20 protein-coding genes are annotated in these 21,622 nt (G+C 65.5%); 17 read left to right on the top strand and 3 right to left on the bottom strand.

What is annotated here, in order from left to right; genetic code table 11:
• Positions 1–480, top strand: coding sequence for a hypothetical protein (locus tag QF047_RS13280; RefSeq protein ID WP_307277771.1), 480 nt, complete (start codon positions 1–3; stop codon positions 478–480).
• Here the strand turns inward: QF047_RS13280 and QF047_RS13275 are convergent.
• On the bottom strand, positions 477–1,712 hold the full coding sequence (locus QF047_RS13275) for a heparan-alpha-glucosaminide N-acetyltransferase domain-containing protein (RefSeq protein WP_307277769.1): 1,236 nt from the start codon (positions 1,710–1,712) through the stop codon (positions 477–479). The genes QF047_RS13280 and QF047_RS13275 overlap by 4 nt on opposite strands.
• A gap of 85 nt (positions 1,713–1,797) precedes the next feature.
• Between QF047_RS13275 and QF047_RS13270 the strand changes: the two genes are divergently transcribed.
• The 8 genes from QF047_RS13270 (at position 1,798) to QF047_RS13235 (ending at position 10,591) form a co-directional block, all read left to right on the top strand.
• Positions 1,798–2,139, top strand: coding sequence for a hypothetical protein (locus QF047_RS13270; RefSeq protein WP_307277765.1), 342 nt, complete (start codon positions 1,798–1,800; stop codon positions 2,137–2,139).
• Positions 2,140–2,279: 140 nt separating this feature from the next.
• Positions 2,280–3,029, top strand: a complete 750-nt coding sequence (locus QF047_RS13265; RefSeq protein ID WP_307277762.1) for a carbon-nitrogen hydrolase family protein — start codon at positions 2,280–2,282, stop codon at positions 3,027–3,029.
• Positions 3,030–3,148: 119 nt separating this feature from the next.
• Positions 3,149–4,057, top strand: a complete 909-nt coding sequence (dapA, locus tag QF047_RS13260) for a 4-hydroxy-tetrahydrodipicolinate synthase (protein WP_306638956.1) — start codon at positions 3,149–3,151, stop codon at positions 4,055–4,057.
• Between the two features lie 42 nt (positions 4,058–4,099).
• Positions 4,100–5,791, top strand: a complete 1,692-nt coding sequence (locus QF047_RS13255; RefSeq protein WP_306638958.1) for a ribonuclease J — start codon at positions 4,100–4,102, stop codon at positions 5,789–5,791.
• 154 nt (positions 5,792–5,945) lie between these two features.
• Positions 5,946–8,834 carry a DNA translocase FtsK gene (locus QF047_RS13250; RefSeq protein WP_307277756.1) on the top strand — a complete coding sequence of 963 codons (2,889 nt, stop codon included), beginning with the start codon at positions 5,946–5,948 and terminating at the stop codon, positions 8,832–8,834.
• Between the two features lie 23 nt (positions 8,835–8,857).
• Positions 8,858–9,496: a CDP-diacylglycerol--glycerol-3-phosphate 3-phosphatidyltransferase gene (pgsA, locus tag QF047_RS13245; protein WP_307277753.1), complete on the top strand. Its 639-nt coding sequence runs from the start codon at positions 8,858–8,860 to the stop codon at positions 9,494–9,496.
• Positions 9,493–9,987 carry a CinA family protein gene (locus QF047_RS13240; RefSeq protein WP_307277752.1) on the top strand — a complete coding sequence of 165 codons (495 nt, stop codon included), beginning with the start codon at positions 9,493–9,495 and terminating at the stop codon, positions 9,985–9,987. Before pgsA ends, QF047_RS13240 begins: the two co-directional genes overlap by 4 nt.
• Before the next feature lie 151 nt (positions 9,988–10,138).
• Positions 10,139–10,591: a helix-turn-helix domain-containing protein gene (locus QF047_RS13235; RefSeq protein WP_050055661.1), complete on the top strand. Its 453-nt coding sequence runs from the start codon at positions 10,139–10,141 to the stop codon at positions 10,589–10,591.
• A gap of 91 nt (positions 10,592–10,682) precedes the next feature.
• Here QF047_RS13235 and QF047_RS13230 read toward each other — a convergent pair whose 3' ends face one another.
• Complete coding sequence (locus tag QF047_RS13230) at positions 10,683–11,216, bottom strand: MarR family winged helix-turn-helix transcriptional regulator (protein WP_306638964.1); 534 nt, start codon at positions 11,214–11,216, stop codon at positions 10,683–10,685.
• 41 nt (positions 11,217–11,257) lie between these two features.
• On the opposite strand from QF047_RS13230, the gene QF047_RS13225 reads away from it, so the two are divergent.
• The 6 genes from QF047_RS13225 (at position 11,258) to dapF (ending at position 16,908) form a co-directional block, all read left to right on the top strand.
• Entirely contained in the window at positions 11,258–11,482 is a 225-nt protein-coding gene (locus QF047_RS13225; protein ID WP_306638965.1) for a DUF3046 domain-containing protein, read from the top strand.
• A gap of 190 nt (positions 11,483–11,672) precedes the next feature.
• Positions 11,673–12,728, top strand: coding sequence for a recombinase RecA (gene recA, locus QF047_RS13220; RefSeq protein ID WP_091418086.1), 1,056 nt, complete (start codon positions 11,673–11,675; stop codon positions 12,726–12,728).
• Between the two features lie 3 nt (positions 12,729–12,731).
• On the top strand, positions 12,732–13,370 hold the full coding sequence (locus tag QF047_RS13215; RefSeq protein ID WP_373427767.1) for a regulatory protein RecX: 639 nt from the start codon (positions 12,732–12,734) through the stop codon (positions 13,368–13,370).
• A 48-nt stretch (positions 13,371–13,418) separates the two neighbouring features.
• Positions 13,419–14,948 (top strand): tRNA (N6-isopentenyl adenosine(37)-C2)-methylthiotransferase MiaB, encoded by a 1,530-nt coding sequence (miaB, locus tag QF047_RS13210; RefSeq protein ID WP_373427812.1) that lies wholly within the window; start codon positions 13,419–13,421, stop codon positions 14,946–14,948.
• Positions 14,949–14,951: 3 nt separating this feature from the next.
• Positions 14,952–15,848 carry a tRNA (adenosine(37)-N6)-dimethylallyltransferase MiaA gene (gene miaA, locus QF047_RS13205; RefSeq protein WP_307277740.1) on the top strand — a complete coding sequence of 299 codons (897 nt, stop codon included), beginning with the start codon at positions 14,952–14,954 and terminating at the stop codon, positions 15,846–15,848.
• Between the two features lie 115 nt (positions 15,849–15,963).
• A complete protein-coding gene (gene dapF, locus QF047_RS13200; protein WP_307277737.1) occupies positions 15,964–16,908 on the top strand; it encodes a diaminopimelate epimerase in 945 nt (314 codons plus the stop codon).
• On the opposite strand, the gene QF047_RS13195 is transcribed toward dapF, so the two are convergent.
• A complete protein-coding gene (locus tag QF047_RS13195) occupies positions 16,880–17,503 on the bottom strand; it encodes a class I SAM-dependent methyltransferase (RefSeq protein WP_307277734.1) in 624 nt (207 codons plus the stop codon). The two genes, dapF and QF047_RS13195, sit on opposite strands and share 29 nt — an antisense overlap.
• A gap of 427 nt (positions 17,504–17,930) precedes the next feature.
• On the opposite strand from QF047_RS13195, the gene hflX reads away from it, so the two are divergent.
• Complete coding sequence (hflX, locus tag QF047_RS13190; RefSeq protein WP_307277731.1) at positions 17,931–19,511, top strand: GTPase HflX; 1,581 nt, start codon at positions 17,931–17,933, stop codon at positions 19,509–19,511.
• Complete coding sequence (locus QF047_RS13185) at positions 19,504–21,561, top strand: ATP-dependent DNA helicase (protein ID WP_307277729.1); 2,058 nt, start codon at positions 19,504–19,506, stop codon at positions 21,559–21,561. Before hflX ends, QF047_RS13185 begins: the two co-directional genes overlap by 8 nt.
• Positions 21,562–21,622: the final 61 nt, after the last annotated feature.

Below are 21,622 nucleotides of genomic sequence, written 5' to 3'. Positions count from 1 at the left end.
ATGGCAGGACTGGCAGCTGCCTTTCGGAAGAACCGGACGAAGATCTGGGTCGGCGCCGTCACGCTCCTCCTGGTCTTCTACCTGGTGGTGTCCTTCCAGCGTTCGGTCCTGCTGCTGACGGACAACAACCCTGCTGCCGTAGCGATCGGGGCGGCCTACCTGGTGCTGCCCGTGATCGGTGCCTGGGCGCTCGTCCGCGAACTGATGTTTGGCGCCCGCACCGAACAGATGGCCAAAGTCCTCGAAGCCGAAGGCGGGCTTCCCGTGGACGAACTGCCCAGGACGCCCGCCGGCCGGATCGTCCGCTCGGCAGCGGACGCCGAATTCGAGAAGTACCGGGCCGAGGCCGAAGCAGCTCCGGAGGACTGGCGCTCCTGGTTCCGGCTAAGCTGCGCCTACGACGCCGCCGGCGACCGCAAACGCGCCCGCGCCTCCATGCGTGACGCCGTCAAGCTCTTCCGGGGCAACGTTCCGGCTTAGCGGACGGCTTTTATCCCGCCCCGCCCCACCTGGTTCGCGGCGTGCCCCACCCATTCCAGCGGCCCGCGCCGCTTCAGCAGCACAAACACCATGCCCACGATCACCGCGCTGGCGGCCTGGGCAAAGTACATGGCCTCCTCGGTCCAGCCAGCCGGGAGGGGTTTCAGGTAGAACGCCGAAACCACCCAGACGTGGACGGAGTACAGGGTCAGCGTCATGGCGCCGGCGCCGCGCAACGGCAGCAGCAGGTCCAAAGCGACCCACTCGGCCAGCCTGCCCAGCAGCAGGAACGCCCCAATCACGCCCGCGGCCACCGCCGACGTATGCAGCAGGTCCAAGGTTGTGGCCGAATGGGGTGCAGCGGATGCCAGCCACCACCAGGAACCCTCCTGCGGAATGCCCGTGAGGTTGACCTGCAGAACACTGCCCAGCGGATAGCCGGGGGAGTTCAGCACCTTCTCCAGCGCCGCGCGGCCGCCCCAGTCCTCCATGGCCGCGGTGCCCAGGGCCTTGGCCAGGACTGCCGCGGTGGTGCCGCCAATCAACAGCGTCCAAGGCACCAGCGCCTTGTTCAGCATCAGGCGGCCGACGACGAGCCCCACCAGGAGGTAAGACAGCCACTGGAAGACGGGGTAGTAGCCCGTGAAAAAGACGTCGGCCAAAAGCCGGCCGGGTGTGGACAGATCCTCCCACGAAGGGTTGTGCCCCAGTTTGAGCGGCGGGTTCGCCGCAAGCAGCCACGGACGCAGGAGGTACGCCAATACCGGAGACACCAGGATCCAACCAGCGGCCCAAGCGCAGAGGGCCTTCAGGCGCAGGCCCAGGAACGGCAGGATGCACAGGAACAGCACTGCGTAGTGGACCAGGATGATGGCCACGTTCACTTCCAGGCCGCCGAGGCTGAGTCCGACGGCGGCAATCACCAGGGCTCGCAGGGCCACACCCCGCCGGGCACCGGACAGTTCACGACCCGCCAGCGGCTTGTGCTTTCCAGTGGACAAAGCAAGGCCTACGCCCGCCAGGACCGCGAACAGCGCGGCGGCCCTGCCCGAAAAAACCAGGCCCACCCATGTTGGGGTGAGGCTGGCGTTCGCCTCGAAAGTAGGAAGCAGGTGGGTGGCCATCATGCCCACCAATGCCAGCCCACGGGCTGCGTCGATACCGTACAGGCGCGCCGGAAGCGACCGGCCGGGAGACGTCCTGGTGGAAGCGGCGGCATTACGGGAGGTCATGCCCAGATCGTCTCACACCCGGCTATGCCTGCCCTGTCAACCAAATCCCCTTGTATTCGAATATATGTTCGAATAAGATGAACCCATGCAGATGCCATCAACCGGAGTCCCCTCCGGAGCCCCAGCCAACGAATCCCGTCATGACGGGCCGCTGAAGGCCATGAGCCCTGGGGTGGTTGATTACCTCTTCCGCCAGCTGGTGACAGGAAAGACTCCCGAGGATATCCAGTGGGAACAGGAAGGCATCAGCCTGTCCGCCCAGCCGGAGGGGGCTGAACTTGCCCGGCGGCTGGCCGAGACGGACATCGACGCCCTGACGCCCGTAGAACTGTTCCACTACGTCCGGGCCGCCCAGCGCCTGGCCGCGTGGGCAGAAGGGCTTCGCCAAACAGCGGTGGGCAGGTATTGCCACCCCGGGCCTGTCTAGCCGCAGCGCGGAGCAGCCCCAGCAGGAGAAAAGGGCCGTAGCGCAACTAGAGGTGCGGGCAGGGGGAGCGCCCACGGGTTAGAGGGGTGCCCGGCAGGACGCGCGGGCATAGCCAGCACCACGGTGCCTAGGATGGAGGCGTGTCAGACACCCTTCCTGTCTCCGTCATTCAGTACCGGCCGCTGGACGGAGGCATTCGTGCCAATGCTGACGAGCACGTGCGCCTTATCGAGGACGCCGATGACCACGGCGCGCGCCTGGTGCTCTTCCCGGAACTCTCCCTGACCGGCTATCGGCTGGATCTGCTCGAAAGCCCTGACTCCTGGCTGGTGCCGGGGGACGAACGACTGGGGGATATCCGTGAGATCTGCCGCAGGACGGGGATCACCGCAGTTCTAGGGGCAGCCCTTCGCGAAGCCGATGGCACGCCCCGGCTGGCATCAGTTGCTGTTCATCCGGATGGCAGCACCGAGGCGGCCTTCAAGACGCACCTGCATGGGCCGGAGCGCGAACTCTTCACGGCGGGGGAGGGGCCAACCCTCATCCGGGTGGATGGGTGGCACGTTGCGCTGGCGCTCTGCCTGGACACGTCCGTGCCCGGGCATGCCGGGGACGCCGCTGCCGCCGGAGCCGACCTTTATTGCGTCTCCGCGCTCTACACCAAAGACGAGGACCACCGGCTGGCACTCCATTTGGGTGCCCGCGCCATGGACAACCGGATGTTCACGGCGCTCGCCAACCTCGGCGGCAGCAGCCCGTTGGGCGAATCGTGCGGCCTGAGCGGCTTCTGGGGGCCGGACGGCTTTCCCTTGAAGCAGGCGGCGGGGACCGGCACGGAAGTCGTTTCGTCCGTCCTGCAGCGGAGCCGCCTCGAAAAGTTCCGGCAGTAGATTCCGGAAGTAAAAAATCGAGCCGGGAACCGGCAGCGCCGCGCCGGAAATCCCTATTTGACGTTCATCACGCCCGCCCTATTGTCCTAACCAGCCACGGACAGGGTAACGTTTTTTCCATGGCTGACACTTCCGCGCACATCCCTGCCCTCGGTACCCTCCTGACCGCCATGGTCACGCCGTTCGCCAAGGACGGTTCAGTGGACTACCAGCAGGCGGCGGAACTGGCCACCAAACTCGTGGACGACGGCTGCGACGGCCTGGTGGTCACTGGAACCACCGGCGAAACCTCCACCCTCACCGACGAAGAGAACCTCGGCATGTTCCGCGCCGTCAAGGAAGCCGTCGGCGGCCGCGCCGCCATCATCGCCGGTACCGGCACCAACGACACCGCGCACTCCGTGCACCTCTCCCAGCAGGCCGCAGCCCTCGGCGTCGACGGCATCCTGCTCGTGACCCCCTATTACAACAAGCCGAGCCAGTCCGGCCTCCGGGCGCACTTCGAGACCATCGCCTCTGCCGCTGACGTGCCCGTGATGCTCTACGATATTCCCGGCCGTTCCTCCATCGCCATCGAACCGGAAACCATGATCCGGCTGGCGCAGCACCCCAACATCGTTGCGGTGAAGGACGCCAAGGCGGACTTCGTTGCGGCCACCCGCGTGATGAGCGAGACGGACCTGCTCTTCTACTCGGGCGACGACGGACTGACCCTGCCCTGGATGGCATTGGGCGCCGTCGGCCTCGTCGGCGTCACCACGCACGTGGCCACCCGCCGCTTCCGCGAACTTATCGACGCTGTCAACGCCAACGACCTCGGCACCGCACGCAAGATCAACTTCGAGCTCCAGCCGGTGGTCCGGGCCACCATGACCCGGGTCCAGGGGGCTGTTGCAGCCAAACAGATTCTTAAATGGCAGGGAGTCCTGCCCAACTCGATTGTCCGTTTGCCCCTCGTGGAGCCGGACGAAGCCGAGATCGAAACCATCCGCGGGGATTTGGCGGAAGCGGGGCTGGTCTTTTCCTGAGGGCTGAGACCGGCACCCCTGCCGCCTGGAAAGTAGTGCAATATGACCCAAATCGCCCTGACCGGCCTCGTCACCCCGCCCCGCCTGCCGAACGGCACGCTGCGGATCGTCCCGCTTGGCGGACTGGGGGAGATCGGCCGGAACATGGCCGTGTTCGAAATCGACGGCAAACTGCTGATCGTCGACTGCGGTGTCCTCTTCCCGGAGGAAACCCAGCCCGGCGTTGACTTGATCCTCCCGGATTTCTCGTACATCGAGGACCGGCTGGATGACGTTGTAGCCGTCGTCCTCACCCACGGCCACGAGGACCACATCGGTGCTGTCCCGTACCTGCTGCGCCTCCGCAACGACATCCCGCTGGTGGGCTCGCAGCTGACCCTTGCCCTGATTGAGGCCAAGCTGCAGGAGCACCGCATCCGGCCCTACACCCTCACGGTTGAAGAGGGCCAGGTAGAGAAGTTCGGCCCCTTCGAGTGCGAATTCGTGGCCGTCAACCACTCGATTCCTGACGCCTTGGCCGTCTTCATCCGCACTGCAGGCGGCACTGTCCTGCACACCGGCGACTTCAAGATGGACCAGCTTCCGCTCGATGGCCGGATCACTGACCTCCGGCACTTCGCGAAGCTCGGCGAAGAGGGCGTTGACCTCTTTATGTCGGACTCCACCAACGCGGACGTCCCGGGATTCACCACCGCGGAAAAGGAGATCGGCCCGACCCTGGAGCGGCTGTTCGGCCAGGCCACGAAGCGCATCATCGTGGCGTCCTTCTCCTCGCACGTCCACCGCGTCCAGCAGGTCCTGGACGCTGCCGCCAAGCACAACCGCAAAGTGGCTTTCGTTGGCCGCTCCATGGTCCGGAACATGGCCATCGCGGAGAAGCTGGGTTACCTGGATGTTCCGCCGGGCCTGATCGTGGACATCAAGAACATCGACAACCTGCCGGACAACCGCGTGGTCCTGATGTCCACCGGTTCCCAGGGGGAGCCGATGGCGGCGTTGTCCCGGATGGCCAACGGCGACCACCGCGTGGTGGTGGGCGACGGCGATACCGTGATCCTGGCGTCCAGCCTCATCCCCGGAAACGAAAACGCAGTCTTCCGCATCATCAACGGCCTGCTGAAACTCGGGGCCGACGTCATCCACAAGGGCAACGCCAAGGTCCACGTCTCCGGCCACGCCGCGGCCGGCGAACTCCTCTACTGCTACAACATCCTTGAGCCCCTCAACGCCATGCCCGTGCACGGCGAGACCCGGCACCTGATCGCCAACGGCAAGATCGCCATCGAGTCCGGTGTCCCGGAAGCCAGCGTGATCCTCGCAGACAACGGTACCGTGATCGACCTGAAGGACCACCGCGCCGACGTGGTGGGACAGGTTGAAGTGGGCTTCGTCTACGTGGACGGGTCCAGTGTGGGCGAAATTACCGACGCCGACCTCAAGGACCGCCGCATCCTCGGCGACGAGGGCTTTATCTCCATCATCACGGTCATCAACCGGACCACCGGCAAGGTTGTCTCCGGTCCGGAAATCCACGCACGCGGCGTGGCCGAGGACGATTCTGTCTTTGATGACATCATCCCCAAGATCAATGCAGCGCTGGAAGAAGCAGTGCTGAACCACGCGGACCACACCAGCCACCAGCTCCAGCAGGTTGTGCGCCGGGTGGTCGGCACCTGGGTCAACCGCAAGCTCCGCCGCAAGCCGATGATCATCCCCGTGGTCCTCGAGGCTTAACAGGTCCCGCACCGGCTCCGGCCCGTATTCCCGCCACGTGCAGGAAGTACGGGCCGGAGGTGTTTAAACGGCCCGAACCGGCCTGCTTGATTGAGGGGGATTGGCGGGCTCCAAATCCCCGGGAAACCCGTGCTGTTCCGGTACCGTGGCTAGTATGGCCACTCGTACTACTTCCGCGCCCAATGGTTCCAGCAGGGCCGGCTCCGGCAGCAAATCCGGCGGCTCCGGCGGCCGCGGGTCCGGCTCCACGGCAGCCAAATCCCAGGCCAGGCCCGCGCGGTCCGGCACTGCCAGGACGCGCCAGCTTCCCGCCGTCGAACACCACCAGCCGTGGCTGCTCCGGGTGGTCGGCGGAGCATGGCTGGCCATTGGCCACCTTGTGGGTGGGGGAGTGCGGCGCATCGGATATGACGTCAGCGACCTCCCGGCTGACGAGCGCCGCGACGGCGCAGCCCTCTTCAACCTGGCCTTGGGTATTTTCATCGCCACTTTCGCCTGGTGGGGCCTGACTGGCTGGTTCCCAGACGCCGTCTATAGCGTGGTGAACGGCACGTTCGGCTGGATGTCACTGCTGCTTCCGTTGATGCTTTTTGTCTGCGCCTTCCGCCTCTTCCGCCAGCCCTTCGACGGGCGCGGCAACAACAGGGTGGGCATCGGATTCCTCATCATGACGTTTGCCGGCTGCGGCCTGGCCCACATTCTGGGCGGACAGCCCACCGTGGCCCAGGGCTTTGACGGCCTGCGCCAGGCCGGCGGAATGCTCGGCTTCCTTGGCGCCTCCCCACTGGCCGCGATCCATCCGGCCGTGCCGCTGGTGCTGTACGGGCTGCTGGCTTTTGTGTCACTGCTCATCATTACCGCCACGCCGTTCGGTGCCATCCCGCGGCGGCTGCGCGGCGCGTATGAGCACCTGATGGGCATCGACCTCCTGGACGAGGAACAGGACGGGAACAAACACGACCGAAGCTACCTTGAGCGGACGCCGCCTGCGGCGCCCAAAAAGAAGAAGCGGCGCTTCTTCGGCAAGGATGAAGATGCCGACGCCGGCCTGGAAGGTTACGTGGGCGACGAAGCCTTCGAACATGCCGTCGTCGATGACGATGATCCACAGCCCCCACATCCCGCCCCCGGTGTCCGCCGCCCCACCCAGGCGGAGATCGCCGTCGAAAAAATCAAGGCCGCGCAGGGGCTTGGCCCTGCTGCCGCCGGCCACGACAACGCGACCGAAGCCATCCCGATGGTCACCCCCGGTATGGCCGCACCCGCGGGCAAGCCGGCCGCCCCGCCAACCGTGCCCTCCAACCCGGTGGCTCCCGCACCGCCGCCCGTGCCGATCCCGCAGCGCACCGAGCAGCTGTCCCTCGCGGGCGACGTCACCTACACGCTCCCTGCCTCCGACTACCTCACGCCCGGATCCATCCCCAAGGAGCGCACGGAAGCCAACGACGCCGTCGTCGCTGCCCTGACCGACACGCTCCAGCAGTTCAACGTCGACGCCACCGTGACTGGCTTCAGCCGCGGCCCCACCGTCACCCGGTACGAGATCGAACTCGCGTCCGGGACCAAGGTGGAGCGGGTCACGGCGCTGTCCAAGAACATCTCCTACGCCGTGGCGTCCAGTGATGTGCGGATCCTCAGCCCCATCCCGGGCAAGTCCGCCATCGGCATCGAAATCCCCAACACGGACCGCGAGACTGTGTCCCTGGGCGACGTGCTCCGCAGCCAGAACGCCCGCCGCACCGAGCACCCGATGGTGATGGGCGTGGGCAAGGACGTCGAAGGTGGCTATGTGGTGGCCAACCTGGCCAAGATGCCCCACCTGCTGGTAGCCGGCGCTACCGGTGCCGGTAAATCGTCCTTCGTGAACTCCATGATCACGTCCATCCTCATGCGCGCCACCCCGGACGAGGTGCGGATGGTGATGGTGGACCCGAAGCGTGTGGAACTCACCGCTTACGAAGGCGTCCCGCACCTCATCACGCCCATCATCACCAACCCCAAGAAGGCCGCCGAAGCACTCCAATGGGTGGTCCGCGAGATGGACGCCCGCTATGACGACCTCGCCAATTACGGGTTCAAGCACATCGACGACTTCAACAAGGCCGTCCGTGCCGGCAAGGTCCAGCCGCCGGTGGACTCCAAGCGCGTCATCCGCCCGTACCCCTACCTGCTGGTGATCGTGGACGAGCTCGCAGACCTCATGATGGTCGCCCCGCGGGACGTTGAAGACTCGATCGTCCGCATCACCCAGCTGGCCCGTGCAGCCGGCATCCACCTGGTCCTGGCTACCCAGCGGCCATCGGTGGACGTGGTGACCGGCCTGATCAAGGCCAACGTTCCCTCCAGGATGGCATTCGCCACCTCTTCCGTGACTGACTCCCGCGTTGTCCTGGACCAGCCAGGTGCCGAAAAGCTCATCGGGCAGGGCGACGCACTCTTCCTGCCCATGGGCGCCTCCAAGGCCATGCGCGTCCAGGGTGCCTGGGTCACGGAGTCTGAAATCCACAAGGTGGTGGAGCACGTCAAGGGACAACTCCAGGCCACCTACCGCGACGACGTTGCGGCGGAGGCGCCCAAGAAACAGATCGACGACGACATCGGGGACGACCTCGAGGTACTGCTGCAGGCCACCGAATTGGTGGTCACCACACAGTTCGGCTCCACATCCATGCTGCAGCGCAAGCTGCGCGTCGGATTCGCCAAGGCGGGCCGCCTCATGGACCTGCTCGAATCAAGGGGAGTGGTGGGCCCTTCCGAAGGATCGAAGGCCCGCGACGTGCTGGTGAAACCGGACGACCTCGCCCCCGTCCTGGCCGCCATGAAGGGCCAGGAGGCTCCGGCCGCACCGGATGCCCAGACGGCCGCGCTCAGCGACAACGCCAACGCGAACATTGCCCAGGGCGGGTACGCCGAAGACCTGGTGGCCGCGGACCTGGACCAGCGAAAGCAGAACGTGGAATATTACGACGGCTCCGATTCCCCGCCCGGCGGGTCTGACGACGAGGACGGCTCCGAAGACGCCTGGTCCCTAACCGGGCGCTAGGCCGAAGACTGTAGCCTAGAAAGGTGACAAGTACCGATGCAACCGCCGCCGGCCGTGCCGGGGTCTGGAACCTTCCCAATATCCTGACCATGCTCCGCATCGCGCTGGTGCCGTTCTTCGTCTGGTTCCTGATCGCGGACGCGCCCGGACTCCACAGCCAGTCCGGGCCCTGGCGCTGGGCAGCAGCGGCCGCGTTCGCCGTCGCGATTTACACTGACAAACTCGACGGCGATATCGCCAGGAGCCGGAACCTGGTGACCGATTTCGGCAAGATCGCCGACCCCATCGCAGACAAGCTGCTGATCGGTTCTGCCCTGGTGATGCTGTCCGTGCTCGGCGAACTGCCCTGGTGGGCCACCCTGGTGATCCTGGTGCGTGAATGGGGCGTCACCGCCCTGCGCTTCTTCGTCATCCGTTACGGCGTGATTCCGGCCTCACGGGGCGGCAAGCTTAAAACCGTGGTCCAGACCCTGGCCATCTTCCTGTACCTCCTCCCGCTGGGCGCCGTCGCGCCGTGGCTTACCTGGGCGGCATTCGCCGTCATGATGGTGGCCGTGGCAATCACCGTGTGGACCGGCGTTGAGTACGTGATCGAGGCGATGCGCCTGCGCGCCCGGGGGAAAGTCCAGGGAACCAAAAACAGCGGACAGGAACCGGCATGACCAACCAGCACCATCTGTCGCTTCACCACCTGTCGGAGCAGGCCGTCCGCCAGGCCCTGGAGCTCAAGCGCACGGTGGCAACAGCCGAGTCGCTGACAGCCGGCATGGTGTCCGCAGTCCTCGCTGACACTCCGGGCGCCTCGGGAATGCTGCAGGGCGGGGTGGTGGCCTACCAGAACTCCGTCAAAACGGACGTGCTGAAGGTCTCCGCGGAACTGCTGGCCCGCGTGGGATCCGTTGATACCGGGGTGGCCGCCGACATGGCACAAGGTGCCCGGACGGCCCTTGGCGCCGATATTGGCGTCTCCACCACGGGTGTTGCCGGACCGGAAGCCCACGACGGAAAACCGGTGGGAACGGTGTATATAGGCATTGCTACGGCAGCAGGAACAAACGGCTACGAGTATGCGTTTTCAGGGAACCGGTCGGAGATCCGGGGGCAGGCCTGCGGCGCTGCGCTGGAACGGCTGATCGAAGCCCTGGCTTCCTGAAGTTACCGGGCTGTAAAGTTGATGGGAACAAAAGCCGGTACCGATTAGTTATTACATTGTGTCGCTTCCGGAGAGCGGAGGCGCCTAGGATGAAAACACCAACGGTTCGCTTCACGGCGAACCGGACTAAACGAGGAGCAAGGCGATACAGATGGTAAAGCAGCCCGTATCCGTAAACGGCGTTGTCCGCTGGAAGGATGTGGGCCTCGCCGATCAGGCTAAGAGCGAACAGAAGGAGCGCAAGATGGTGGTACTTCGTCACGAAATCGGTGATGTCCTGCGCGATGTTCGCCAGCGTCAGGGGCGCACGCTCCGTGAAGTCTCGCACAGCGCCCGTGTCTCCCTGGGTTACCTCAGCGAAGTGGAGCGCGGTCAGAAGGAAGCATCTTCCGAGCTGCTGTCTTCAATCTGCTCGGCCCTGGACGTCCCGTTGTCCAGCATGCTCCGCGAGGTCAGCGACCGGGTGGCAGTAGCCGAAGGCGTAGCCGTTCCGGACACCGTTCCGCAGGAATTCTCCCAGCGTTACGGACGCGACCTTGAGCGCGACCTGAACAACGAACTCAACGATGAACTTTCAACGGGACTCCTCTCCGGCGCCCGGTAAGGATTGATCCACCACACGGTGGAATCCTGCACGTTGAAGCCCCCGGCAATCCGCCGGGGGCTTCACGTGTTTCTGCTCACGAACGTGGGCCCTACTTCTCCCCGGCCGGGGCGGCAGGCGGACCATCCTGCGGGAAACCGTCACGCTCATACGTTGCGTTCAGCTTGGCCATAAACCGGGCCAGCTCCTGCAAGTCCTCCACCGGCCATTCACCCAGCCGCTCCCGAAAGACCTGGCGGCGCGCGTCCTGGACCTGGTGCATCTTTTCCTCGCCCTTGGGGGTCAGCTGGATGGCCTGGGCGCGCCCGTCCAGCGGATCGGCTTCCTTGGAAACCAGGCCGATGTTTTCGAGGAATGCAATCTGCCGGCTGACTGACGGCTTGCCCACACCAATGTTCATCGCGAGATCCGTGAGCCGGATAGGGCCCTCCCGGCGGATGACTGTCAACAGGCCGTAGGCGGCGGGCTCCATGTCCGGGTGGACCTGGCGGGAAAGCTGGTTGGAGATGGCCCGCGCGCGCCGCCAGAAGAGGCTGATCTGGTGTTCCACGTTCTGCAGGGCTGCGTCCACCAAATAATCGTCGTCGCGGCCGTCAGGGGTCGGGGCGGCAGGGGAGTTGCTCATGGCAACAATTCTAAGGTGCGCGATCATGAGAGACTTTTCAGGTGCGAATCAGCGACTATTGGCGACTTATGGACGACGAATTTGGCGCCGGCTACTCGCGGGTCCTCAGCAGCACCCTTGTTCTTGCCGGCGTGGGTGGCCGCACCGCGGACCAGGCGCTGGCCGCCGGCGTGGAACCGCGCAAGGTGTGGCTGGCGGTCTGTGATGTCCAGGATGTTCCCGCCGGACGCCGGCTTGGCCGGGACATGAAGCCCCGCGCCGAATAGCCGAATCTTCCTGACACGCCGGGCCATTGTTCGAATACCTGTTCGGGTAAAGCTATGCTTTTCACAGCGGGTTATCCACATAGCTGCCGTCCTCCGGCCGGAATGTCAGTGGGTCCCATTAGCGTCAGAGATGACCAATAAACGGCCCCTGAGGCCACTCCAAAGCGAGAAAGCATTAGAGGTGTGAACCATGGCGGCAGCCCCGGATCGTGCAAAAGCGCTCGAAGCAGCGCTGGCCCAGATCGACAAGCAGTTCGGTAAAGGCTCAGTCATGCGGCTCGGCGACGAAGTCCGGGCACCCATCGAGGTCATCCCCACCGGCTCCATTGCCCTGGACGTAGCACTGGGAATTGGCGGCCTTCCCCGCGGCCGCGTGGTTGAGATCTACGGCCCGGAATCCTCCGGTAAAACCACCGTGGCACTGCACGCCGTGGCCAACGCCCAGCGTCTGGGCGGCATCGCTGCCTTCATCGACGCCGAGCACGCCCTTGACCCCGAGTACGCCGCCAAGCTCGGTGTGGACACGGACGCGCTCCTGGTCTCCCAGCCGGACACCGGCGAGCAGGCGCTGGAGATCATGGACATGCTCGTCGGTTCAGGCTCCCTCGACGTCATCGTCATCGACTCCGTCGCCGCCCTGGTGCCCCGCGCCGAAATCGAGGGCGACATGGGCGACAGCCACGTGGGCCTCCAGGCCCGGCTGATGAGCCAGGCCCTGCGTAAGATCACCGGCCGCCTGAGCCAGACCAAAACCACGGCGATCTTCATCAACCAGCTCCGTGAAAAGATCGGCGTCTTCTTCGGTTCCCCCGAAACCACCACCGGTGGTAAGGCCCTGAAGTTCTACGCTTCCATCCGTATCGACGTGCGCCGCATCCAGACCCTCAAGGAAGGCGCGGATTCGGTCGGTAACCGCACGAAAGCCAAGATCGTCAAGAACAAGATGGCCCCGCCCTTCAAGGTGGCCGAGTTCGACATCATCTACGGCCAGGGCATCTCCCGGGAGGGTGGCATCATCGACATGGGTGTTGAGCACGGCATCATCAAGAAGTCCGGCTCCTGGTTCACGTACGACGGCGACCAGCTGGGCCAGGGCATGGAAAACTCCCGCCGGTTCCTCCGGGACAACCCGGAGCTCGCCGCCGAGTTGGAGCGGCTGATCAAGGAAAAGCTTGGAGTCGGCGTGAAGCCTGCCGAGGCCGAGTCCAAGGACTCCCCGAAGCTGAAGGCCGTTGACGGGTTCTAACCGTTGAGGGGTACTGACGATGCGCGTCCCCGCCGGTCCCGGACCGGCGGGCGGCGCGCTGCTTCCTTTGCAGATTCTTACCCGGACGGCCCGGAACCTGACTCTCCGATTTCGGAGGACCTCGAACCGGATCCCTTCTCGGTCGCCCAGGCCATTGTCTACCGGCAGTTGACCGCGTCGGCGAAAAGCAGGCTTCAACTGGCCCGCAAGCTTTCCGAGCGGAACATCCCGGAGCACGTTGCTGAGGCGGTCCTGGACAAGTTCGAGGAAGCCCGCCTCATCAATGACGCCGATTTCGCTGACATGTGGGTGCGGAGCCGTTCGCAGTCCCGCAAGCTGGCCAAGGGTGCGCTCCGCCGGGAACTGGCGGAAAAAGGTGTGGATCAGGAAACCGCTGCGGCAGCCCTGGAGCAGATCTCCGACCATGATGAGGAAGCCGCTGCGAGGAGCCTGGTGGAGCGGAAGCTGCGGCCCGGCGCCGATCTGGCAGACCAGGCAGAGCGGGACAAAGCCACGCGCCGGCTGGCATCGATGCTGGCGCGGAAGGGTTACCAGCCGTCCCAGGCCTTCCGCATCGTAACCGAGGTCCTGGACGCCTATCCGGCTCCAGACCATGATGAGCCTTTGAACCGGTACCCTTAACAGGTGAGTTTGACCATTCCTTCCCCCCTTTCCGGCCCAGGCGCTGTTGTGGAGTTGGGCGCTGCCCAGGCCGCGGCCATCTTGGAAAACGGTACCCAGAAGCCACGCACCTACGAGGTCCGTACCTTCGGCTGCCAAATGAACGTGCATGATTCCGAGCGTATGGCGGGCATGCTGGAGAATGCAGGCTACGTGCCGGCGGACGGCGGGCAGGCCGACGTCGTGGTCTTCAACACCTGTGCCGTGCGGGAAAATGCGGACAACAAGCTCTACGGCAACCTCGGTATGCTGGCGCCCGTGAAGGCGGCCAACCCGGGAATGCAGATCGCGGTGGGCGGCTGCCTGGCGCAGAAGGACCGGGAGACGATCCTGAAGAAGGCGCCCTGGGTGGACGCCGTCTTCGGCACGCACAACGTTGGTGCCCTGCCCGCCCTGCTGGAGCGGGCCCGGCACAACCACGAGGCCCAGCTGGAGATCCTCGAGTCCCTGGACGTTTTCCCGTCCACCCTGCCCACCAAGCGCGACTCCGTCTACTCGGGCTGGGTTTCCATTTCGGTGGGCTGCAACAACACCTGCACCTTCTGCATCGTTCCGGCCCTGCGTGGCAAGGAGAAGGACCGCCGCCCCGGCGACATCCTGGCGGAGATCCAGGCCCTCGTTGATGACGGTGCCATCGAAGTCACCCTGCTGGGACAGAACGTGAACTCCTACGGCGTGGAGTTCGGCGACCGGCAGGCCTTCTCCAAACTCCTTCGCGCCTGCGGTGACATTGCGGGACTGGAACGCGTGCGTTTCACCAGCCCCCACCCGGCCGCCTTCACAGACGACGTCATTGACGCCATGGCCGAAACACCGAATGTGATGCCGCAGCTGCACATGCCGCTGCAGTCGGGCTCGGACAAGGTCCTGCGCGACATGAAGCGCTCCTACCGGTCGGCGAAGTTCTTGGGCATCCTGGACAAGGTCCGGGACAAGATTCCCTACGCCGCCATCTCCACGGACATCATCGTTGGCTTCCCCGGCGAGACTGAAGAGGACTTCCAGGCAACGCTGGACGTGGTAGAGAAGTCCCGCTTCGCCACGGCCTTCACCTTCCAGTACTCCAAACGCCCCGGGACCCCTGCCGCGGACCTCCCGGAACAGCTTCCCAAGGCAGTGGTGCAGGAACGCTTCGAACGGCTCACCGCACTCCAGGACCGCATCGCCGCCGAGGAAAACCGGAAGCAGCTCGGCCGCAAGGTGGAGGTTATGGTCACCGCGCAGTCGGGACGGAAGGCCGGGGAAACCCACCGCTTGTCCGGCCGGTCCCAGGACCAGCGGCTGGTGCACTTCTCCGTCCCTGACGGCGCTGAAGCACCGCGCCCGGGCGACCTCGTAACGGTCACCATCACGGAGGCTGCTGCTTTCCACCTCGTGGCCGATCCCACCCTTGACGATTACAGCCTCCGCCGTTCCCGCGCCGGCGACGCCTGGGACAGGTCGCAGGCGGATTCCTGCGGTGTTCCCGCCCCGGGCAGCGGCAACGGCAGGTCCGGGGTTTCCCTCGGCATGCCCTCGCTGCCTGTGCGCACCCGCTGACCGGTGGGCTCCCAGCCTGTTATCGCCGTCGTCGGTCCCACCGGCTCAGGCAAGTCAGACCTGGCTGTCAACCTGGCACTCGAACTGGACGGCGAAGTCATCAACGCCGATGCCATGCAGTTCTATCGCGGCATGGACATCGGTACGGCGAAAATCAGCCTCGCTGAACGCAGGGGAGTGCCGCACCACCTTCTGGACATCCTGGATGTGACCCAGGAGGCCAGCGTCTCGCAGTTCCAGGAGCAGGCAAGGGCGGCCATCACCGATATTCACGCGCGCGGCAAGCGGGCCATCCTCGCCGGGGGTTCCGGCCTGTACGTGCGGGCCGCCCTGGACGTCCTGGAATTCCCCGGAACAGATAAGACGCTGCGGCAGCAGCTTGAGGAAGACCTGGCGGACCAGGGCTCCGCGGCACTGCTGGCCCGGCTCCAGGCCGTTGATCCAGTGTCCGCCGCCCGGCTCCTCGATGACCGGCGCATCATCCGCGCGTTGGAGGTCCATCACCTAACCGGCCGCCCGTTCAGTTCCTTTATGCCGCAACGGGAGTACTTTCAGCCTGCAGTGCAGATCGGCCTCACCGTGGACCGGGACCAACTGCGCGAGCGGCTGGCGCTCCGCGTGCACCGCATGGTGGACAGCGGCCTGCTTGCCGAGGTGGAGCGGCTCGAAGCCCAAGGACTGCGGGAGGGCAAAACAGCGCCCCGCGCCCTGGGCTACGCACAGTTCCTGCGGGTGCTCGACGGCGCAGCAACAGTCGCGGAGGCCGCTGACGAAACCATCGTGGCCACGCGCCAGTTCGCCCGTCGCCAGCTGACCTGGTTCCGGGCTGATCCGCGCATCAACTGGCTGGACTGGCAGGACCCCGGGCTGGCCTCCCGCGCGGCAGCACTCTGCAGCTGAAGGGCTGCTTGGAGGTCATTGTCCGCGTAGGGGGTAGTTCCTGCCGCGGGAGGTCCCGTTATGGAGAAATACTTCCGTTTCGGGCCTGCGCAGCCCGGCCGGTACGCTTGACAGCATGAATGAAACCCTTGCCGAGTCAACCGGGCACGCCTTCCGCACGTTGGTCGGGCTCCGCTTCTCCAAGGGCCACGGCACCGGCAACGATTTTGTCCTGGTGGCCGATCCGGAGGGCGAACACACCATAGCGGCTGAGCAGGTGGCCGCCCTGTGCGACCGCCACCGCGGCATCGGCGGCGACGGCCTGATCCGGGCGGTCCCGTCCCGATTCCTGCCCGAAGGCCGGGAGCTGCTGACCGGCACCCCTGATGCCGAATGGTTCATGGACTACCGCAACGGCGATGGATCGCTGTCCGAGATGTGCGGCAACGGCGTCCGCGTCTTCGTGCACTTCCTCCGCACGGAGGGCCTGGTCGACCTGCCCGACGGCGGTGCACTCACCATCGGCACCCGGGCCGGCACCAAAACAGTGGTGCGCACAGGCGAGGATTACGCCGTCGACATGGGTCCCTGGGAATTCATCTTCCCCGGCGAGGCCACCGCCAAGGCCATGGACTCGCTGGTGACTGCGGACGGACTGGAAGTTCCCCGTCCCGCGTTATCCGTCAGCATGGGCAACCCCCACACCGTGGTTGCCCTCGCCGAACTCTCGGAACTGGCAGGGACCAGGCTGTACACCGCGCCCGAGGTGGACCCGGTGCCCGCCAACGGCACCAACGTGGAGTTTGTGGTTCCGTCCGACCCGCTGGTGCACGACGGCGTCGGTTCCGTCACCATGCGAGTCCACGAACGCGGCGTGGGGGAGACCCAGTCCTGCGGCACAGGCGCATGCGCCGCCGCCGTCGCCATCCGGCACTGGGCAGGACCGGAAGCTCCGGACACCTGGCGGGTCAACGTTCCCGGAGGTGTAGTAGGCGTGAAGTTTTTCGCCGGCCCCGGTGGCCATGAACACGTGGAGCTCAGCGGGCCCGCCGTTATTGTGGCAACAGGGACGCTTTCCTGACCTTCAAAATCCGGAACGACTTGGAGGTTGATTCCCGGGTTACGGCAAAGGAATCATCCAGTTCGGCCGCCAGCCAGCGCTGCAGGGAGTCCGAGCCCAGGTTTTTTTGCACCACGAGCCATGCCGTTCCACCCGGTGCCAGGCGGGGCAGCCACAGCGTCAGCAGGGAATGCAGTTCGTCCTTGCCGATCCGGATAGGCGGGTTGGACCAGATGGTGTCGAAACGCACACCCGGATCTACAGCATCGGGCGCGCTGGCCACCACGTTAGTCAGTCCCAGCGCTGTCGCATTCTCATTGGTCAGGGTGATGCAGCGTTCGTTGACGTCCACCGCGTAGACCTTTGAATGCGGCGCCCGCAGGGCCATGGTCAGCGCAATGGGGCCCCAGCCGCAGCCGATGTCCAGCAGGTTGCCGGTGGGCGAAGGGGCGGGGACCTCGGCGAGGAGCACCGCCGTTCCCTTGTCGATGCCGTCCGGGCTGAAGATCCCGCTTGAAGTCTGCAGCCGCCGCGTTTCCCCTGCCAGTTCCACCGTGAGCGGCTTGCGGGTAAACGGGCCGGCGGGGGATGAACTGAAATAGTGTGCGGACTCCATAACTGGCCAGAGTAGTTCCCCTTGCAGCGTAATGGGAAACCGCCGCGGGGGACGGTCTGTTAGGGTAGAACCCATGTTCCTGATCTTCGAGTAGCCGGCACGGGCCACGCCCGTCCCGAAGAAACTGTCCCACAGCGATGCAGGCATTTACGCCTTCCGCACATGTGCACCGGACCACGCATAGGCGTTCGCTCCGGCCGCCGGACAATACTCGAAAGAAAGCCTCCTGCTGTCCCTTTCGGCGATTCTCCGGCCTCTTCCGCTTCGCCACCTCGCGTGAGGTGGCAACCACCCGCCGGACCGCTTGCTGCCCGGCGAGACAATCCAGGAGAACTACATGACCGCAGGCCGTCAGCCCAGCGCGAATACTTCCCCAATCACCACCAATCGGCACTATTCTGGAAATGCCGAACCTTCTAAGGAGACCATGACCAGCCAGCCCAACACCGGATCCGATCCAGCCGCCCAGGACATGAGTCCTGAGGAAATACAGGCTGTCATCGACCGGATTCTCTCCAAGGACGTACCGGCCAAAACCGTCAGCACGCCAAGCACAACGCAACGCGGCGACGGAAAAGGGGTACTGGGGAAAGCCCAGGCAATCTCCCGCCTGGATGAAGAACATTCAACGTACGACGGCGACCAGCAGGACCTCGAGGAACGCCGCGCCCTGCGGCGCACGGCCGGGCTGTCCACCGAACTCGAAGACGTCACCGAAGTCGAATACCGGCAGCTGCGCCTGGAACGGGTGGTCCTTGCAGGCATTTGGTCTGAAGGAACCCTGGCGGACGCGGAAAACTCGCTGCGCGAACTCGCCGCCCTCGCCGAAACCGCCGGTTCAGAGGTCCTGGACGGACTGGTCCAGCGCCGTGACAAGCCGGACCCTGGAACGTTCCTGGGCTCCGGCAAGGCGCTGGAGCTGAAGGACATCGTGATGTCCACCGGCGCCGATACCGTGGTGGTGGACGCCGAGCTGGCTCCGTCCCAGCGCCGTGGCCTTGAGGACATCGTCAAGGTCAAGGTGATCGACCGGACCGGACTGATCCTCGACATTTTCGCGCAGCACGCCAAGAGCCGGGAAGGCAAGGCCCAGGTGGAGCTGGCGCAGCTCGAATACCTGCTGCCGCGCCTCCGCGGCTGGGGCGAGTCGATGTCCCGCCAGGCCGGTGGCCAGGTGGGCGGCGCTGCGGCCGGTATGGGTTCACGTGGTCCCGGTGAAACCAAGATCGAACTGGACCGCCGGAGGATCCGCACGCGCATGGCCAAGCTGCGGCGGGAGATCGCCGCGATGAAGCCTGCCCGCGAAACCAAACGCGCCAACCGCCGTCGTAATGAGGTGCCCTCGGTGGCCATCGCCGGGTACACCAACGCCGGCAAGTCCTCCTTGCTGAACCGTTTGACGGACGCCGGCGTGCTGGTGGAGAACGCACTGTTCGCCACGCTGGATCCCACCGTCCGCAAGGCAGAAACTGCTGACGGCCTCGGCTACACGCTGGCGGATACCGTCGGCTTTGTCCGGTCGCTGCCCACACAGCTGGTGGAGGCCTTCCGCTCCACGCTCGAAGAGGTGGCGGACTCCGATCTGATCCTCCACGTGGTGGACGTTTCACACCCGGACCCCGAAGGCCAAATCGCTGCTGTCCGCAAGGTCTTCAGCGAAGTGGACGCCCGCAAGGTTCCGGAGATCATCGTCCTGAACAAGGCTGACGCCGCCGATCCTTTTGTGGTGGAACGGCTGAAGCAGCGGGAACCGCGGCACGTCGTGGTCTCGGCGCGCACCGGGGAAGGCATCCCCGAACTGCTGCAGGCCATCAGCGAGGCCATCCCGCGTCCGTCCGTCAAGCTTGAGCTGCTCATTCCCTACGACCGTGGGGACCTGGTCAGCAAGCTGCACGAATCGGATGCCGAGATCATCAGCGTTGACCATGATGAAGCCGGTACCCGGGCAGTTGTCAAAGTCCGGGAAGGCCTCGCGGCTGAACTGGAATCATTCGTCACCCATGACTGACCTCGTGGCTGACGAAGCCACAGGGACGGCCGGCGAGCAGTTCGTCATTGAACTGCTCGACCGGGCCGTTGCGGGCATGGGCGGGCAAAGCCGGGACGGCCAGCACGAGATGGCCAGGCAGGTGGCGCGGGCCATCGAAACCGGGGACCACCTGCTCGTCCAGGCCGGCACGGGTACCGGAAAGTCGTTGGCGTATCTCATACCCCTGATAGCCCATGCCCTGGAGAGCAACAAGCCGGCCCTGGTGTCCACCGCGACCCTCGCCCTGCAGACCCAGATTGTGGGGAGGGACCTTCCCCGGCTCCTGAAAAACATCACTCCCGCCCTGGACCGGCCCGTCAAAGTGGCGCTGGTCAAGGGCCGGTCCAACTATGTGTGCCTGCATAAACTCGAAGGTGGTTTTCCCTCCGAGGAACCCGCCGAGGGCCAGCTGTTTTCCCTGGGGGAAGACACCAGCGTGCCGCACTTTGCCGCGGCCGTAGGCGGTCCTGCCTCCCAGCTCGGCAAGGAAGTGGTCCGCCTCCGGGAATGGGCGGAGAAGACCACCACCGGGGACCGGGACGAGCTCCTGCCCGGCGTCACGGACCGCGCCTGGCGGCAGGTCTCCGTCACGTCAATGGAATGCCTGGGGGCGCAAAAGTGCCCCATGGCGGCAGAATGTTTCAGCGAGCTGGCCCGCCAGAACGCCGCCGCAGCCGATGTTGTGGTCACCAACCATGCCATGCTCGCCGTCAGTGCTTTCGAAGGTTTGGCCGTGCTGCCCGAGTATGACGTGGTGGTGGTTGATGAGGCCCACGAGCTCCAGGACCGGGTGACCGGTGCTGTTTCCGGGCAGCTCTCGGTGGCCATGGTCCATGCCGCTGCCGCAGGTGCCCGCAAGCACACAGCCATCACCGTGGATGCGCTCAACGCCGCTGCCGCCAACCTTGAGCTGGCCCTGGCGGGAGTCCCCAACGGACTGCTGCCCAACGGCCTGAACGATGAGCAGCTCGACTGCGTGGACCAGCTTCGCGAGGCCTGCCGGGCGGCCCTGTCCGATTCCAAGGGGGACAGCAGTACAACTGCCGACGGCGGGCGGCAGCTCGCCCGTTCCCGGCTGATGGTCATCCTGGAACTGTGCGAACGGCTCCTCGCGGCCCGCGAAAACAGGGAAGTGGTGTGGTTCTCCCGCACCAGCTCCTTTGACCCGCAGCAGGGATACTCCCAGCCGGACGAGACCGCGCCCGCGCTAATCAACGTTGCCCCGCTGTCCGTGGCAGGGCGGCTGCGGGAGGGCCTGTTCGCCGGGCATACGGTGGTGCTGACCTCGGCAACCCTTGCCATCGGTTCCGCGTTCGAGCCCGCCGCCGGAGGCCTGGGCCTCGTCGGCGAGGGCGCACCCAGCTGGACCGGCGTCGATGTGGGATCACCCTTCGACTACCCCAAGCAGGGCATCCTCTACGTGGCCGGCCACCTCCCCAAGCCCGGCCGTGGGGCGTCCCCGGAATCCCTGGCCGAACTGGAAGCCCTGATCCGGGCATCCAGCGGCGGTGCGCTGTGCCTGTTTTCGTCCCGCCGGGCGGCGGAGGAAGCGGCCGATGCGCTGCGGCCAAAGCTGGGAATGACCATCCTCTGCCAGGGCGATTCCACCATGACGGCCCTGGTGAAGCAGTTTGCGGACGAACCCGATACCTGCCTGTTCGGTACCATGTCCCTATGGCAGGGGGTGGATGTTCCCGGCGGGTCCTGCCGGCTGGTGGTCATTGACCGGATTCCGTTCCCGCGGCCGGACGATCCACTGATGACGGCCCGCTCCCGCGCCGTGGCGCAGGCCGGCGGTAACGGCTTTATGTCCGTTTCAGCCACCCATGCTGCCATCCGCCTGGCCCAGGGAGCCGGACGGCTGATCCGCTCGACGGGCGACAAGGGCGTGGTGGCCGTACTGGACTCCCGGCTCGCCACCGAACGCTATTCAGGCTTCCTTCGCGGCGCGCTGCCGCCCTTCTGGCCCACGACGGACCGGAAGACGGCCATCGCGGCGCTCGAGCGGCTGGCGCAGGAAAACGCCTGACGCTGCCGGGAGCGCCTTCGCGCTGCCGGCGGCCTTCGGGTTCCCGCGCAACACTTTCGCG

Source organism: Arthrobacter sp. W4I7 (assembly GCF_030816215.1).
GTDB classification, from domain to species: Bacteria; Actinomycetota; Actinomycetes; order Actinomycetales; family Micrococcaceae; genus Arthrobacter; species Arthrobacter siccitolerans_A.
This window is presented reverse-complemented; position numbering and strand designations above follow the sequence as displayed.